The 13,132-nt window shown below is 71.2% G+C and carries 9 protein-coding genes; 4 read left to right on the top strand and 5 right to left on the bottom strand.

Annotated features, from left to right (window positions below; translation table 11 throughout):
* The first annotated feature begins 275 nt into the window (after positions 1–275).
* Positions 276–1,133: an alpha/beta fold hydrolase gene (locus D7W79_RS09505; RefSeq protein WP_244221682.1), complete on the top strand. Its 858-nt coding sequence runs from the start codon at positions 276–278 to the stop codon at positions 1,131–1,133.
* Between the two features lie 6 nt (positions 1,134–1,139).
* On the opposite strand, the gene D7W79_RS09500 is transcribed toward D7W79_RS09505, so the two are convergent.
* Positions 1,140–2,033, bottom strand: a complete 894-nt coding sequence (locus D7W79_RS09500; RefSeq protein ID WP_120525030.1) for a ferredoxin reductase domain-containing protein — start codon at positions 2,031–2,033, stop codon at positions 1,140–1,142.
* Between the two features lie 217 nt (positions 2,034–2,250).
* Between D7W79_RS09500 and D7W79_RS09495 the strand changes: the two genes are divergently transcribed.
* Positions 2,251–3,000, top strand: a complete 750-nt coding sequence (locus D7W79_RS09495; RefSeq protein ID WP_120525029.1) for a lysophospholipid acyltransferase family protein — start codon at positions 2,251–2,253, stop codon at positions 2,998–3,000.
* 76 nt (positions 3,001–3,076) lie between these two features.
* On the opposite strand, the gene D7W79_RS09490 is transcribed toward D7W79_RS09495, so the two are convergent.
* A complete protein-coding gene (locus D7W79_RS09490) occupies positions 3,077–5,242 on the bottom strand; it encodes a glycosyl hydrolase family 18 protein (RefSeq protein ID WP_120525028.1) in 2,166 nt (721 codons plus the stop codon).
* Between the two features lie 395 nt (positions 5,243–5,637).
* Positions 5,638–6,645, bottom strand: a complete 1,008-nt coding sequence (locus tag D7W79_RS09485) for a fatty acid desaturase family protein (RefSeq protein WP_244221681.1) — start codon at positions 6,643–6,645, stop codon at positions 5,638–5,640.
* A gap of 407 nt (positions 6,646–7,052) precedes the next feature.
* Between D7W79_RS09485 and D7W79_RS09480 the strand changes: the two genes are divergently transcribed.
* Both D7W79_RS09480 and D7W79_RS09475 read left to right on the top strand, forming a co-directional pair.
* The gene (locus D7W79_RS09480; RefSeq protein ID WP_120525026.1) at positions 7,053–9,659 is read left to right on the top strand and encodes a response regulator; all 2,607 of its coding nucleotides are present in this window, start codon (positions 7,053–7,055) and stop codon (positions 9,657–9,659) included.
* Complete coding sequence (locus tag D7W79_RS09475) at positions 9,659–10,804, top strand: THUMP domain-containing class I SAM-dependent RNA methyltransferase (protein ID WP_120525025.1); 1,146 nt, start codon at positions 9,659–9,661, stop codon at positions 10,802–10,804. Before D7W79_RS09480 ends, D7W79_RS09475 begins: the two co-directional genes overlap by 1 nt.
* On the opposite strand, the gene D7W79_RS09470 is transcribed toward D7W79_RS09475, so the two are convergent.
* Positions 10,805–12,409 carry a sensor histidine kinase gene (locus tag D7W79_RS09470; protein WP_120525024.1) on the bottom strand — a complete coding sequence of 535 codons (1,605 nt, stop codon included), beginning with the start codon at positions 12,407–12,409 and terminating at the stop codon, positions 10,805–10,807.
* A 260-nt stretch (positions 12,410–12,669) separates the two neighbouring features.
* Positions 12,670–13,132: TIGR02266 family protein (locus tag D7W79_RS09465; protein ID WP_120525023.1), on the bottom strand; the 463-nt coding region annotated here is incomplete at its 5' end.

Here is a 13,132-nt window from a genome sequence, read left to right as displayed (position 1 = left end):
ACGACACTCCAGGTGGCTGATTCCCTTGAGGGAGGGCCGTCGCGGGTGTCGGAGGACGTGGGCACGTCAGGGGCCCCCGTCAGGATGACGTCGCTGCCGGAGGTCGCGTGCGGCGGAGGAACCCGGAGCGGTGGGCGCGGTGTCTGAATGCAGGGTGCGGAGTCTCGTCCCGGAGTGGGGCCGGCTCGGGTGGCCGTCAGGGCACCGGAGGAGTGCGGGGCGAGCCGTGAAGTCCCTCCACCGTGACGCGGTGGGGAGGGTCGATGGGAAGGGGCATGGCCTTGGAGCTGGATGACTGGGGCGGGAGCGGACCGCTCCTGCACTTCGCCTGCGCGAACGGTTTCCCTCCGGAGACGTACCGGAAGCTCTTCGCGCGGCTGGCGACGCGCTACCACGTGGTGTCGCTGCGCCCGCGGCCGCTGATGCCGGACCAGGACCCGAAGGCGCTCACGACGTGGGAGGAGCTGGGCGAGGACCTGGCGCGCGAGCTGAAGGCGCGGGGGCGCTCCGGCGTGCTGGGCGTGGGGCACAGCGTGGGCGGCACGAGCACGCTGATGGCGTCCGCCGCGAACCCGGGGCTGTTCCGCGCGGTGGTGGCGCTGGACCCCGTGCTCGTCGCCGGGCCCCGGCTGTGGGCGCTGCGCCTGATGAAGCTGCTGGGCCGCATGGACCGCACCGCCATCGTGCGGGGCGCGCTGCGGCGGCGGGACCGGTGGACGACGCGCGAGGAGGCGGCCACCGCGTACCGCCAGCGCAAGCTGTTCAAGGACTGGGACGCGGACTGCTTCAGCGACTACATCACGCACGGGCTGGTGCCCACGGACGCGGGCGACTTCAAGCTGCGCTTCCCGCGCGAGTGGGAGGCCCGCATCTTCGAGACGTTCCCCGCGGACCCGTGGAAGCTCATCCGCGCCAACGCGGCACCGACCCTGGTGCTGCGCGGCGAGCGCTCCGACACGCTCCTGCCCGACGCGCTGGCGCGAGCGGAGCGCGAGATGCAGCGCACGCGGGTGGACACGCTGCCGCTCGCCTCGCACCTGTTCCCGATGGAGAGCCCGCGCGAGACGGCCGATCGCGTGCTGACGTTCCTCGACCAACTACCGCCCGTGGACGTCACCCCGTCCTCGGACTGAGGCCTGTCAGCCGTAGGCCTCGCGCTTGATGCGCTTGTCCGGAATCTCCAGCGCGTGCAGGTGGCCGAGCACCGCCTCCATGAAGCGCGGTGTGGCGGGCGTGCGCGTCTCCAGCGCCTTGCGCCGGTCCCATGGGGTGATGGCGGGCCCGCACACGTACACGAGGCAGGTGTCGCGGTCCGGGATCAGCTCGTGCAGCAGCGCCTCCGCGACGCGGCCCTTGCGCACCTGGGGGCCGTACTTCGTCTCATCCGTCTCGCGCGTGAGCGTGTGCACCACCCGCACGCGGTCCGGCGCGGCGCGCTCCAGCGCGGTCAGCTCCTCGCGGTAGAGGATGTCCCCCCAGGTCTTGTTGGACGCGAGGAACGTGTGCCGCAGCTTCAGTCCCCGGTGCAGCGCGTCCTTCACGATGGCGAAGTTCGGCACCGCGCCGGAGCCCGCCACCACGTGCAGCACGTGGTCCGTGCGCTCCGTCACATCGTCCGGCAGCACGTACGGCCCCATGAAGCCCGTCACCTTCAGCTTCGCTCCCACGAGCCGGCCGTGCACCAGCAGCGGGGACAACAGCGGCGGGTAGCGCGTGACGCCCGGGATGAACTCCTCGTCCTTCACCGTGATGGCCACGTGCCGCTCATGCGGCGCGGAGGCGAGCGAGTACGAGCGCGGCGGTTCCTTGCGCCCCTTCTGCTCCTGCAGGTACGCGCACTGGTGGGCAATCGCCCGGAACTGGTGCGGGTCGATGTTGAGGAACTGGCCAGCCTTGTAGTCGAGCGGCCCCGCGCCTGAATCCAGCTCCAGCAGCAGCGTCGCCGTGTCGTGCGTCTCCATCCGCACTTCGGTGACGGTGGCCTCGTACTCGACGGGCCGCTTCGCTCGGGAGGGCGTGGCTTCGGCGCTCATGCGCCTCCCCATAACACGCGCGGTGCGGGGCCGCGCGGACCGGCACGCCGCCTCCCGGTCCTCGCGCCGGGACCTGGGGGCGGGCGCATCGTTGGCTGGATGACGGAAGGGCGGGCGGGCAGACTGGCGCTTCCGGAGGACCGCTGACCCACCCCACCGGGGGGGACTACATCTTCCAGGAGGACATCCAGCCACCCGGAAAGGACGTGGGCCGGCCGTGCTTCGAGTTCTCTTCGCCCTGATGTCGCTGCTGCCTCGCGGGCTCCGCCGCCACGTCGTGCGCGGGCTGATGCATGGCGTGTGGGGCCGGCTGTCCCACGCGAAGGTGTACGGCCTGAAGGACCTGCCGGCCGGCCCCTGCCTCTTCATCTGCAACCACCTGTCCAACGCGGACGGCTTCACGCTCTACCGGGCGCTGCGTCCCCGGCAGGTCGTCTTCCTCGCGGGCGTGAAGCTGCACGGCACCGTGATGACGCGGCTGGCGGCGGAGACGATGGACACCATCGACATCACGCCCAACTCGCCGGACATCGAAGCGCTGCGCCGCTGCGTGGAACTGCTCAAGGCCGGCCAGTCCGTCCTCATCTTCCCGGAAGGGGGCCGCAGCCGCTCCGCGGGCCTGCTCCAGGCGAAGAAGGGCGTGGGCCTCATCGCCAAGCGCGCGGGGGTGCCCATCGTGCCGGTGGCGCTGACGGGCACGGAGAAGCTCATGCCCATCAACGACTCCGACATGGGCGGCGAGCGGCTCTACCACGCGGACGTCACCGTGACCTTCGGGCCCGCCTTCCGCATGGAGGACCTGGAGCCGGAGGTGAAGGGCGCTTCCGACGCGCGCCAGGCGCTGGTGGACGCGATGATGCGCCGGGTGGCCGCGCTGCTGCCGCCGGCCTACCAGGGCGTCTATGCCGGGGGGCCAGCTCCGGTCGCTCCCACGGCGCCGTCCTCCGCCGCGCCGCCATCCGCCTGAGCGGCCCGCGCCCCCGCAATGAAAACGGCCGCGCGGGCGGGTGCCCACGCGGCCGTCTGCCTTCAGGCCTTCCCGGTTACTGGAGGAACGCCTTCTTGACCTCGGTGAGGAGCGGGTTGGCGCCCGTCGCGGGGTCGGTGCAGCCCTGGTTGATGGTCCAGATGATGGTGCCGCCGTAGCCGTTCGCCTTCGCGTACTGGCCCTTGGCCTGGATGGCCTCCGGGCCGTCGTACGTAATCCAGCGCACGGTGCCGTCTTCCACCGGCGTGCTGAAGGTGACGTAGTTGGCCTGCGCCGCCGTGTCCCACTTGAGCGTGCCCGTCTTGGAGAGCGCCAAAATCTTCTTGTACGTGAAGGAGTTGTCCCCGCCCACGTAGTCGGACCAGTTGGTGAAGGGCTGGCGCGGGCCGGTGATGTTGCGCCACGCGAGGCCGTAGAACGGGATGCCCATGCCCAGCTTCTCCTTGGGGATGCCCGCGTTCACCCAGGCCTTGAGGCTGGACTCGACGGACGTCGGGTGCGTGCCGGACTCGCCCTTGAGCGCGGACGTGAACCACGAATCCCAGCCGTCCCAGACGCCAATCATCTCGTAGGACATGATGTTCACCTGGTCCAGGTACTGGGCCAGTTGTGGGTACCACTTGAGCTCCGCGTCCGTGCTGAAGTTGTTGTTCACCCAGCCAATGGGGAAGGTGAGCAGCATGCCGGGCCGCACCTGACGCAGCCGCTGCACCAGCGCCAACAGGTTCGGCTTGTCCGCCTCCTCCACCGGCTCCCAGTCGATGTCGAGCCCGTCGTAGCCGTGGTCGTCCATCACCTTGAGCAGGTTCTGGACGAACTTCTCCCGGTTCGCGGAGGTGGCCGCGCCCACCCAGCCGGCGTGCTCGCCCGCGCCGCCCACCATGATGATGGCCTTGCGCCCCGCCGCGTGCGCGCGGGTGGAGAGCGTCTTCGCCATGGCGGAGCCGTTCGAGTTGTCGAAGACCGCGTTCACCGTGCCGTCCGCGTTCGGCGTCACACGGCCCACGATGATGTGCGTCATCGCGCTGAAGTCCACCTTCTCCGGCGGGTAGTCATCCGCGTTCCAGCCCGTGTAGTAGCCGGACACCCACTTGTTCGTATTGCCCACCGGGCCCGTCACCACGACGTCCGCGGTGGCCTTCTTCGTCGTGTCCGCGCTGCTCGTGGCCACGACGTGATACGTGCCCGCCGTCCGGGGCGCGGTGTACGTGCCACTGGAGGTGACGGTGCCGCCCGTGGAGCCTTCGAGGACGCTCCAGGTGACGGCCGTGTTGCTGCTGCCCGTCACCAGCGCGGTGAAGGTCTGCACGCCGCCGAGCGACAGCGACACGCTCGCGGGGGTGACGCTGACGCTCACGCCGGTGGTGGAGGTCCGCTTGCCGGACACCGCCGTGGACTTCGCGCTCTCACCGGCCGCGTTCAGCGCGGTGACGGCGTACCAGTACGTCGTGCCCACCGCGGCGCTGGTGTCCTTGTAGGACGCGGCGGTGAGCGCGGAGGAGGTGAGCCGCGTGTACGTGCCCGTCTGCGTCGTGGCGCGGTAGACGTGGTAGCCCGTGGCGCCCGTCACCGTGCCCCAGGTGAGGGCGACGTCCGTCGCGGAGCCCGTGGCCTTCAGGGCCGTGGGCGCGGAAGGGGCGGTGGTGCTCGCCGCCAGGCGCACGTTGTCGAAGTACATCACGGGCAGCGTGCGGCCCGCGTTCTCCATCACCACCAGGCCGTCCAGGGTCACGTTCGCCGCGCCCAGGGTGGACAGGGGCATGCGGCACAGCGTCCACGCATTGGCCTTCAGCGTGCCGCCCGCGCAGGTGGGGTTGAGCGCCACGGGGGACTTCGCCACGCCGCCCACGCTCGCGTAGAGCGCGAGGGCGGGGTTGGTCGTCGCGCCCGGGTTCACCTGCAGCTCCACGAAGCCGTACCCGGCGGTGGGCACGCCCGCGTGGTGGAAGTACAGGCCCTTCCAGGGGCCGAACGTCGCGGAGATGGAACGCGTGCCCGCGTACACGGGACTCGTCGCGGCAAGGCTGTGCGTGGCCCAGGACCAGTCCTGCCAGCCCGAGCCGAGCGCGTCGTCATACATCGTGGTCGCGCTCGCGAGCGCGTCCCCGGTCGTCAACAGTGAGTCCTCGTCGCCCGCGGTGGAGGTGAAGTCCGGAGCACCACCACAGCCGGTGTGCATCGCGCCCAACGCCACGAGGAACCCAATGAGCTGCCTTCTCAAAGTTCGCTCCTACGGCCAGGTGAAAAAGGCGGGGCCGGGGGTGCTGCGTTCCTCCGCTCACGGCGCGCGGCGGAGGTCCCCCGGTCGCCCGTTCGCCGCGCCTGGATTGGCGGGCGTGCAAAGGGGGACCTGGCAAATCGCAGGCAGAGAAACACCGCGATTGTTCGTCTGTGTTCAAGCCATGGGGTGGGGTATTTCGGCACGTCGCCAGGACGCCAGGCCGCTGTGTCAGCGGCGCGGCGGGCGTCTGGCTTCAGAGGGAAACGTGCCTGGTGACGGCGGGGACGGGCGGGCCCTTCCCACGCCTGGAGGCGCCACGGGGGCGCCTCCAGGGGAAAGGTCTCCACGCTGTTACACGTCTTGCTTCAATCCTTCACATGCAATGAATCACGGACTCACTTCCGGCCGGCGGACGTGAGGAAGCTCCACGCGCTCTTCTCTCCGCCCAGGTACGTCTGGAAGTGGTTCTCCCCGGGACGGTAGAGGGACGTCTGCTTGAGCCGCTCGTGCAGCGCGGGCAGGTGGTAGTAGGGCACGGACGGGAAGAGGTGATGGGACAGGTGGTAGCTCGCGTTGAAGGGCGCGATGAAGAAGCGCTCGAACCACGTGGCGGCCTCCACGTCCCGCGTCTCGTGCGTCTCGTCCGGGGTGGCCGGGGTGAAGGGGTGCTCCACCACCGCGCGGATGCGGAACGCCATCATCATCAGCGTCAGCGACGGCAGCGACCACAACAGCAGGTAGTGGAGCCAGCCGCCCGTGAGCGTGAGGAAGGTGATGAGCCCCGTCAGCCAGAGCGCGTAGCGGATGTGCTCGGCGCGGGAGATGGGCGGGCCGCCCTTGCCCATCGAGCGGCCCGTATAGGACCAGGGAACGACGATGCGCAGGTGGGAGAGGGAGAAGAAGCCCACCAGGTCCCCCAGCAGCACCAGCGCCGCGCCCCGGCGCGTGCGCGGGAACATCCACGCGTGGTCGCGCTGCGCCGTGCGCCAGTACGGGTCCTTGTCCGTGTTGACGTAGCGGTGGTGCTCCGCGTGCTCCTTGCGGTAGCCCTCCGTGGTGATGTTCGTGGGGAACGCGCACAGCAGGTCCGCCACCACGTCGTTGAGCTTCCGGTTCGTGAACAGGTGATAGTGCGCCGCCTCGTGCACCAGGCTCAGGAGCGCGTGCTGCCGCGAGGAGATGACCACCGCGGCCAGCACCCATGCCCACCACCGGTCCACCTGCACCACGAACGCCACGGACAGCGCGATCATGAGCCATTGGCGTGTCACGGCCCACAGGCCGCGCCCGTTGGCCACCACCGACAGCTCCCGCACCGAAGCCGTCAAGGCACGGCGGTCGAACGCACGGGAGGTGACCGCTTCCGAGTCATCCAGCGACAACGGTTCTGGAACGGCGAGCATCTGGGGACAGACCTCCTGCCGGGCGCGAGCGCTCTGGCGGAGGGCCGGGAGGTGGCTTCCCCTCCCATCCAAGGCAACCCCCTGCCGCACACCCCGGTTCATGTGGGATTGCACCGCCTTGGCGGTAATAATCTCATATCATGGGAAATGGGAGGTCTGGAATACCCGCCCAGTCTTACAGCCAGGACGGATGTGGAAAGTCCAAGGCGGGCGTCATGGGCAGGTGTTGAGTGGTGCCCAGAAGGCGGCCTTCCAGGGGGACTGGCGCACGCGAAGACAGGGCGCCCGGGCCTTTTGACCGGTGCGTTGGGGGTGTTCTCCGTACACTGGGCGGGTACTCCCTTTCCCGCGTCTCGCGGCGGCCCCCCAGGAAAGGCGGCGAGGTTCCAGACCTCCCCGGTGAATGGATGCAGGCACCCTTCGACTTCCGCACGCTCTTCGAGCTGTCGCCCAATCCCTACATGCTGCTGGACCGGGAGCTGCGGTACGTGACCGCGAACGCGGCCTACCTGCGGGTGACCGCCAGCCGGCTGGAGGACCTGGTCGGGCGCAACATCTTCGAGGCGTTCCCGCACGACCCGGACGACCCGGCCAATGCCAGCGTGCGGATGCTGCGCGAATCGTTCTCCCGCGTGCTGACGGAGCGGACGCTGGACACGCTGGCGCTCATTCCCTACCGGGTGCCCCGCCAGACGGAAGGGGGCGGCGTGGTGGTGGAGGAGCGCTACTGGAGCGCCACGCACACGCCCCTGCTGGATGGGCGCGGCGAGGTGGCCTTCATCCTCCAGCACACGATGGACGTGACGGAGCTGCAGCAGCTCAAGCAGGCCGTGCGCGACGCGGAGGCCTCGATGGAGGAGGGCCTGTCGCGCAATCAGCTGATGGGTGGGGTGTTCGCGCGCGCCCAGGCGGTGCAGGAGGCCAACCGCACGCTGGACGACGAGCGCCGGCACCTGCGGCGCATCTTCGAGCAGGCCCCGGGCTTCATGTGTTCGCTGCGGGGGCCCGAGCACGTGTTCGAGCTGGCCAACCGCTCCTACCTCCAACTCGTCGGCCACCGGGAGCTCCTGGGCAAGCCCGTGCGGGAGGCGCTGCCGGAGGTGGACGGGCAGGGCTTCTTCGAGCTGCTGGACCGGGTGCTCACGACCGGCGAGCCCTTCATCGGGCACAACATGCGGGTGCAGTTGCAGCGCGAGCCCGGGGCCCCGCTGGTGGATGCCTTCGTGGACTTCGTGTACCAGCCCATCGTGGAGGCGGATGGGCGCGTCTCCGGCATCTTCGTCCAGGGCCACGACATGACGGCGCAGAAACTGGCGGAGGACGAGCTGGCGCGCCACCGCGACCACCTGGAGGAGCTGGTGCGCGAGCGCACGCTGGCGCTGGAGACGAGCGAGGCGGAGCGCCGTCAGGCGGAGGCCGCGCTGCTCCAGGCGCAGAAGATGGAAGCCGTGGGCAAGCTCACCGGCGGCGTGGCGCATGACTTCAACAACCTGCTCCAGGTGGTGAGCGGGAACCTCCAATTGCTCCAGCGCGACGTGGTGGGCGACACGCGCACGCAGCGGCGCCTGGAGACGGCGCTGGGCGCGGTGGAGCGCGGGGCGCGGCTGGCCTCGCAGCTGCTCGCGTTCGCGCGGAGGCAGCCGCTGGCGCCCACGGCGCTCAACCTGGGCCGGCTGGTGCGCGACATGGACGACCTCCTGCGCCGCGCGCTGGGCGAGGACGTGGAGGTGGAGACGGTCATCGCGGGCGGGCTGTGGAACACGTCCGTGGACCGCAACCAGCTGGAGAATGTCATCCTCAACCTGGCCATCAACGCGCGCGACGCCATGGATGGCCGGGGCAAGCTGACCATCGAGGCGGGCAACGCGATGCTGGATGACCACTACGCGATGCTGCACCCGGAGGTGACTCCGGGGCAGTATGTGCTGATGGCCATCTCCGACACGGGCACTGGCATGACGCCGGAGGTGCTGGAGCGCGCCTTCGAGCCGTTCTTCACCACGAAGCCGGAGGGGCGCGGCACGGGCCTGGGGCTGAGCATGGTGTACGGCTTCGTGAAGCAGTCCGGCGGACACGTGAAGATCTACAGCGAGCTGGGGCACGGCACGTCCATCAAGATCTACCTGCCGCGCACCTTCCAGACGGCGGTGCAGCCGGCGGAGACCGGCACGGGGCTGGTGGAGGGCGGCACGGAGACCATCCTGGTGGTGGAGGACGACGCGGCGGTGCGGGCCACGGTGGTGGAGGTGCTCACGGAGCTGGGCTACCGCGTGCTCAAGGCGCACGACGGCCAGAGCGCGCTCGCGGTCATCCAGAGCGGCCTGCCGGTGGACCTGCTCTTCACGGACGTGGTGATGCCGGGGCCGGTGCGCAGCCCGGAGCTGGCGCGGCAGGCGAAGGCGCTCCTGCCGGACCTGGAGGTGCTCTTCACGTCCGGCTACACGGAGAACGCCATCGTGCACGGCGGCCGGCTGGACCCGGGCGTGAGCCTCTTGTCCAAGCCGTACCGGCGCGAGGACCTGGCGCGGAAGATCCGCTCGATGCTGAAGGGCCGCGAGCAGCGGCTGGCGGCGAAGCAGTACCGCGAGCCCGTGCCCGCCGCGCCGGAGCCGGAAGGCAAGGGGACGCTGCGCATCCTCCTGGTGGAGGACGACGCGGACATCCGCGAGTCCGCGAGCGAGCTGATGACGGACATCGGGCACACCGTGCGCGCGGTGGCGAGCGCGGAGGCGGCCAGTGAAGCGCTGGCGAAGGAGCCCTTCGACCTGCTCTTCACGGACGTGACGCTGCCGGGCATGTCCGGCGTGGCGCTGGCGCGCGAGGTCGTGCGGCGGTTTCCGGCCCTGCGCATCATCATCGCGTCCGGGGACTCGCGCGCGGTGTCGGGAGAGGACAGCAAGGTGCTGTCGCGCGTGGTGCTGCTGCCCAAGCCGTATGACCTGAACCAGATGGAGCGCGCGCTGGAGCAGGTCGCCGTGGACGCCGCCCCCACCGCGAGGACGCGGCCCGCGTGATGGACGCGCGAGCCCGGACGGGCGAAGAGACGGTCTACGTGTCCACGCTGCCCGGGCTGGAGCCCGCGCTGGAGGCGGAGGCGCGCGAGCGCGGCCTGCCGTTCCGGCGCGCGGAGGGCGGCATCGAGTGCGAGGGCCCGCCCGGCCTGCACCAGACGGCGAACCTGCACCTGCGCACCGCCAGCCGCGTGCTCCTGCGCCTGGGCACCTTCACGGCGCCCACCGCGGACGCGCTGGTGCGCGGGCTGGAAGCGCTGCCCATGGCGGACGTCTGGGACGGCAAGGTGCCGCTGCGGATGTCGGTGACGCTGCACCGCTCCGTGGCCCCGGGCCCGGCCGTGGTGCTGGAGTCCGCGGCCGTGGCCTGGAATCAGCGCGAGGTGGCGGCCGCGGGATACCTGGATGATGAGGACGGGGGGCCGGGGCTCACGCTGCTGGTGCGCGGCGACGGAGAGCGCTGGACGGTGAGCGTGGACACGTCCGGAGCGCCCCTGTACCAGCGCGGCTACCGGCAGGAGGTGGGCCGCGCGCCCCTGCGAGAGACGCTGGCCGCGGGCATCCTGCGGCTCGCGGGCTACGCGGGCGACGTGCCGCTGGTGGATCCGATGTGCGGCTCGGGCACGTTCCTGGTGGAGGGCGCGTGGCTGTCCCAGCGCCGGCCGCCGGGCATGCTGCGCACGTTCGCGTTCCAGTCCTTCCCGTCCTTCGATTCGCAGGCCTGGGCGCGCCGTCGCGCGGAGGCGGAAGCCGAGGCGCTGGCGGAGCCTCGCGCGCCCATTCGCGGGTATGACCTCAACGCGGGCGCGCTGGGCACGGCGCGGCGCAACGCGAAGCGCGCGGGCGTGACGCTGGCGCTGGAGCGGCACGACCTGCGCACGCTGAAGGCACCTCCGGATGCCCCCGGGCTGGTGGTGGCCAACCCGCCCTACGGCAAGCGCGTGGGCGAGGCGGAGGACCTGCCGGAGCTCTACCGCGCGCTGGGCGCGACGCTGAACGGCGCGTTCCGCGAGTGGCGCAAGGCGCTCATCGTCCCCGAGGAGCCGAAGCTGGTGGCGTCGCTGGGGCTGAAGGGCGCGCGGCAGCTCAACGTGAAGAACGGCGGCCTTCGCTGTCTGCTGTTGCTGGCGGGCCCCCTGGCTCCCTAGCTACAGCGGCAGCACCAGCTCGAAGCGCGCGCCGCCCTCGGGCCGGGCGCCCGCGCGCACCTTGCCCCCGTGCGCCAGCACCACGCGCCGCACGATGGCCAGCCCCAGGCCGCGGCCGTTGGCGCGCGTGAGGAAGAAGGGCTCGAAGACGCGCTGCGGATCCAACCCGGCGATGCCCGGGCCCTCGTCCTCCACGCTCAGCGACACGCCTTCCGGCACGCGGCGCACCGCCACGCGCACCGTGCCCCCGCGCGGCGAGGCCTGGATGGCGTTGCGCATCAGGTGCGTCACGGCCAGCTGGAGCAGCGTCTCGTCGCCGGGGAGGTCCGGCACGTCCGGCGCCTCGTCGAACAGCACGCGCGGCGCGGGCAGCTCCTCGCGGCCGTGGACCAGCTGCCCCAGCGCGCGGTGCACCAGCTCGCCCAGCGAGACGGGGCGCGGCCGGGGCTCCAGCGGGCGCACCGTGTCCAGCAGGTCGCGCACGATGTCCTCCAGCCGGATGGCCTCCTCCTCCAGCATCTCCACCGCGGAGGCGCCCGCGGGCCCCAGGCGGGATTCGCGCTTGAGCACCGCCACCGTGTTGAGGATGGCGCCCAGGGGATTGCGCACCTCGTGGGCCACGACGCCCGCCGCCTCACCCAGCACCGTCAGCCTTTCGCTGGCGATGAGCTCGTTCTGCAGGCGGGACACCTCCGCGAGCCGCGCCTCCGCCGCCCGGTGGTGCCGCACGTTCTCCAGCGCGCTGCCAATGAGCTGCGCGAACAGCTCCAGCGCCCCCGCGTTCGCGGGCGTCAGCGTGGGGGACTGCACCGCCAGCACGCCGAAGGGCTCGTCCTCCACGAAGATGGGCGCGTCCAGCGCGCGTGAGCCCGGCGGGTAGATGCGCTGGATGTTGTCCGCCACCTCGGGCGTGTGCAGCCGCCGCGCCATGCTGAACGCGTCCGGATGGAACGCCGCCCGGCGGCGGGTGAGCACCTCCGCCAGGTGCGGCATCCCGGAGCGGGGGAAGCGCACCGCGTGCACGCTCTGCCCGTAGAGTTGCTCCGCGGCGGCCACGCTCTCCGGCTCCTGGCGCATGGGCCCGTGGCGCAGGAAGTCGCCCTCCAGCAGCATCACGGAGACGTAGAAGCCCTGCCGGTGCACGGCCTCCACCGCCAGCTCCAGCACCTGCGTCTCGTCACGGCAGCGCAAGAGCTCCGCCGCGGTGGACACCAGCATGGTGGACAGCCTGCGCACCGCGTCCCCGCCCTCCGCGTCCAGCAGCAGCACCAGCCGCTCCTCCGGCACGCGGCCCGGCGCGGTGAGCGGGGCGAGCAGGTGCTGGCGTCCGTCCGCGCCCCGCATGCGCACGAACGCGGGCTGCACCTGCATGGGCTGCTCGCCGCGCGCCAGCGCCTCGCGCAGGGGCTCCACCCAGGAGCGCTCGTCCGGTCCGAAGCGGGCGGTGAGCTCCAGCAGCGACGGCAGCCCGTCCTCGGGCAGGCCCAGCAGCGTGCGCAGCGCGGTGTTGGCGAACACCAGGCGGTCGCCCCGGATGACGAACAGGGGCACCGGCAGCGTGGGCAGCAGGCCGTCCAGCGTGCCCGGCGGGTCGCGGTCGCTCATCGCCGCACCGGCCCGGTGATCCACCGCCCGGGGACCTCCGCTCCCCTGGCCGGATGCCCGGTGCCAGAAGTGGGGCCGGGGCCTGGAGGCAATCGCCGCGCGGGTGCGCCGTAAGGAAGGGTGAAGGCGTTGATCACTGGAGAGGCACCATGAACTTCGCGAACGTGTTGGACCGCAGGGACCTGGAGTTGAAGTCCGTCATGGCCGTGTGGGTGGCCTTCGTGGCGATGGGCGCGGTCTTCCTGGGCCAGTTGCTCTAGTCAGGGCTTCTTGGTGCGGCGGACGTACTGCTGGATGAAGTCCCGCTCCTCCGCGCGCAACGCGCTCAGGCGCAAGCCGTAGCCCCGGGGGTTCTTGCCGTCATCCAGGGAGTTCTCCCAGATGACGGAGCTGCGCAGGGTCATCACCCGCTCCGGATCATCGAAGCGCAGCGTCAGCTCCACCTGCGTCCCCAGCCGCAGCGGCCGGTCCGTTCCGATGAACAGACCCCCTGACGACAGGTTGATGATGCGGTGGTCGGTGAAGATGCCCGTGTTCTTCATCGTCACCCGAACGTCCGCGTGCAGCCGGTCGTCCGAGCGGCGCTCCAGGCCCACGAACTCGGCGCTCGAGTACGAGGGCGCGGGGGCGGCCACGGGGCGCCGGACGGGCGCGGGCGGAGGCGGCGTGGGAGCCGGCGCGGGCGGAGGCGGCGTCACCGGTCGCGTCGTGGGCGTCATCACC

The sequence above is a fragment of the Corallococcus exercitus genome, from assembly GCF_003611585.1.
GTDB classification, from domain to species: Bacteria; Myxococcota; Myxococcia; order Myxococcales; family Myxococcaceae; genus Corallococcus; species Corallococcus exercitus.
Note: the sequence above shows the minus strand (reverse complement) of the source record. Positions and strands in the feature narration are given on the sequence as shown.

Bases quoted from the DNA above. Each gene is read 5' to 3' on its own strand.
- D7W79_RS09480 (WP_120525026.1), top strand. From the start codon at position 7,053: ATGCAGGCACCCTTCGACTTCCGCACGCTCTTCGAGCTGTCGCCCAAT.
- D7W79_RS09475 (WP_120525025.1), top strand. From the start codon at position 9,659: ATGGACGCGCGAGCCCGGACGGGCGAAGAGACGGTCTACGTGTCCACG.
- D7W79_RS09485 (WP_244221681.1), bottom strand. From the start codon at position 6,645: ATGCTCGCCGTTCCAGAACCGTTGTCGCTGGATGACTCGGAAGCGGTC.
- D7W79_RS09470 (WP_120525024.1), bottom strand. From the start codon at position 12,409: ATGAGCGACCGCGACCCGCCGGGCACGCTGGACGGCCTGCTGCCCACG.
- D7W79_RS09500 (WP_120525030.1), bottom strand. From the start codon at position 2,033: ATGAGCGCCGAAGCCACGCCCTCCCGAGCGAAGCGGCCCGTCGAGTAC.
- D7W79_RS09505 (WP_244221682.1), top strand. From the start codon at position 276: ATGGCCTTGGAGCTGGATGACTGGGGCGGGAGCGGACCGCTCCTGCAC.